This is a genomic window from Giesbergeria sp. (assembly GCF_028686475.1).
Lineage (GTDB): Bacteria > Pseudomonadota > Gammaproteobacteria > Burkholderiales > Burkholderiaceae_C > Simplicispira.
Genome location: NZ_JAQUCA010000065.1, coordinates 1 through 2,515 on the forward strand (window position 1 = coordinate 1; position 2,515 = coordinate 2,515).

Below are 2,515 nucleotides of genomic sequence, written 5' to 3' on the forward strand. Positions count from 1 at the left end.
GGCTATGGGGAGTCACCTCCTCCTGAGGTTGGAGGGCACATCCCCTGTGCCCACCACCCCTACAGCCCAATACGCCACCGCGGACCGGGCCTACATCCCCTTCTCCCACGTCTCCAAGGACCAGGAGTTGAGTTGGAGTTTGTCAGAGGTGCTGGCGCCCGGGGAGGTCAGCTACCTGCACCCCACCCTCATGGACCTGGCCCCTGAACTGACAAAGCCTGAGGGCGCACGCCTCAACAGAGCTAAGCTAAGCTAAAATTAAGCTATAAAACAAATCGCAACGTTAGTCAGCACTAACCGAGTCCATCGCCAAGTTCATCTTCCATAAACTCCATCGCATGGTCCAGTGCAGGCATTGCAGTAGAAAGCGTGTCAGGATCGATGCTGCGATTCCACTGAAGCGTTGTCAGCTGAAGGAAATCCTATAAGCAGTTAAGTGCTCAGGGCGTACAGCACTGTCGGAATCGAACCGACCTACACCAGTCACTGCTTAAGGGTTTCCATACTCTCACACATCTCGAAGCTTCCGCTCTCATGAGCGACGTGTCCACTGCATGACCACTGCATGCTGTATGGAGACACTGCAGGGGCGTAACAATCCTCCCCGGCAGGCTCAGCGCCAGCTGCAGCCGAAAACACTCTACGACACGCAGTGGATCCATTAGCACAAGTAGCAAGTGACCGCCCCGCCTGCTGTTGGTACAGCAGACTTGCATGCAAGCATGCCATGGTGTAGGTGGTATTTATTATCAGTTCACAGTTCAATCCATGGGCTCATAGTCAGGGTCATCGTCATCAGAGGTGATTTCAAGGCCTTTAGACAGCTTGTACTCCTTGATCAGGTCAGAGCAGGAGAGCAGGTTTTTGCGAGGTTCCCAAGTGTCATCACTAGGGCCATAGCCTTGCCACCGCACCTTGTACTCTGTGACCAGGGTACGCTTCTTAGCACCACGCTTGTTCTTCTGGACCCGCCGGGTCACGACTCTGTGATCCAGAATCTGGTCCACCTTGTAAATGGGTTCCCCATCCAACACCTGAACAGGAGGGGGACCAGCCTCTACATGGGGCTGCTCATCAGGGCGAGCACAGTAGGGCTTGACCAAAGACACGTGAAACACATCATGCACGCGTGTCCAACTGCTGGGAAGTTCCAGCTGGACAGCGACAGGCACAGAAGGGTCACCATGCTGGTACACATGGAGCACCTTGAAGGGTCCTACCCAGCGAGGACGCAGCTTGCGCACTCCTTGCACATCCTTGTTGAGGTTGGCAGTACTGAGCATGACCAGGTCTCCTGATTGCACCTGGAGAGCAGGTCTGTTGGCATTTGCACGAGCTTTCATGCGGTCTTGTGCAGCCTGCATGCACTGCCTTGCCTTGGAGACAGCTCGCTCAATGTCCTCCAAGTACTGAACAGCAGCAGGGCACTTGGTAGGTAGGTGCGTGTTGGACGGCATCAGAGGATGTTGACCATAGTTGAGAAAGAAGGGCGTGTTGCAGATTGACTCATGCCAGGAGTTATTGATAGCAAATTCGACGGCAGGAAGGTAATCATCCCAGTCGGTCTGGTCTTGTTTGATGTATGCGCGGAGCACCTCTTCAATCACTCGATTCACTCGTTCTGTTTGACCGTTGTGTTGTGGTCTGTAAGCACTAGACATATTGCGCTTAACACCCATCAGACGGGACAGCTCCCTCCAGAAAATACTGTTATACTGTGGACCGCGATCGCTCACAAGGTCCTCGGGCATGCCGTGTAAACGCACCACATTTTTGAAGAACTTGCGAGCAAACTGCTCACTAGTCAAAGTTTCAGTAGTTGCCACGAGGTGAACCATTTTGCTCAGGCGGTCGACGAACACCAGAATTGAGTCACGCCCTTTCGAGGTAGTAGGGAGCTTGACTATCATGTCTGAGGAAATGCTCTGCCACCTTCGCCCAGGGACGGTGTGTGGAGTCAGGAATCCAAAGGGCTTGTGAGTGCTTGACTTCACTCGCTGGCAGGCATCACAATAGCGCACATACTTGTTAACATCAGCGCGAAGGGTAGGCCACCAAAAGTTTCGCTCAATGAGCTCGACAGTTTTCATGACACCTCGGTGTCCAGCCATAGCTGTGTCATGGTGCTCCTCCATAATGCGCATGCGGACCAGAGGACTGTTGGGGACGACTACCTTGCCGTTCAGCATCCACACACCTTGCTTGTTTTCCATTCCCTTCGCATTGAACTCAGCATCCGTGGCGTAGGCAGCCTTGATTGCTTCTGTCAGGTCTGCCACATCCGCACCACGGGCATTGGGGCCATTGTCGGCATCATCAGGTCCTCGTGCAGCAGGTTCATCTGCAGCAGTGCTTGCATGGGGCTCCTCCCCGGCAGGCGCTGACTTAGTAGCGGGCGCCGACTGAACAGCACGGGTACGCGAGCGAGTTAACATGAGCATGGTGCCATCTCCAGGCACACCGACGCATGCAAGCACACAGCATGGGCTGCAGCTGCTAGCACGGGCCTCAGGGT

2 protein-coding genes are annotated in these 2,515 nt (G+C 54.5%); one reads left to right on the forward strand and one right to left on the reverse strand.

Features of this window, described 5'->3' with window-relative positions; genetic code table 11:
- Positions 1–256 (forward strand): hypothetical protein (locus PHX60_RS15960; RefSeq protein WP_300079789.1); only part of this gene is annotated, 256 nt, incomplete at its 5' end.
- A 505-nt stretch (positions 257–761) separates the two neighbouring features.
- On the opposite strand, the gene PHX60_RS15965 is transcribed toward PHX60_RS15960, so the two are convergent.
- Positions 762–2,441 carry a DDE-type integrase/transposase/recombinase gene (locus tag PHX60_RS15965; RefSeq protein WP_300079792.1) on the reverse strand — a complete coding sequence of 560 codons (1,680 nt, stop codon included), beginning with the start codon at positions 2,439–2,441 and terminating at the stop codon, positions 762–764.
- Positions 2,442–2,515 lie beyond the last annotated feature (74 nt).